The organism is Photobacterium sp. R1 (assembly GCF_054600795.1).
Map to the genome: position 1 here is coordinate 1 of NZ_BAAHZP010000472.1, position 279 is coordinate 279.

General features: G+C 54.1%; 1 protein-coding gene. It reads left to right on the forward strand.

Annotation, left to right across the window (positions count from 1 at the left end; genetic code table 11):
* Positions 1-279 (forward strand): nitroreductase family protein (locus ACYP03_RS25905; protein ID WP_459782660.1); only part of this gene is annotated, 279 nt, incomplete at both ends.

Consider the following 279-nt stretch of genomic DNA (forward strand, 5'->3'; position numbering starts at 1 on the left):
TGGCGTTTCATCGTCTCCGAAGGTGAAGGGTTGCAAAAGCTGGCCGATATTCTGGTGTCTGCCGCTCAGGCTGACGATGCAGAAGAGGCAGTGATCGAGAAAGCCTCTAAAGCACCTTTTCGTGCTCCTATGGTCATTACCGTTGTCGCTAAAGTACAGCCCAGCGATAAAATCCCTGTGATTGAACAACATATCTCGGCAGGCTGTGCGGCTCAGGCGATGCAGATGGCGGCAGTTGCTCAGGGGTTTGCGGGTTTTTGGCGGACAGGAAGCTGGGCA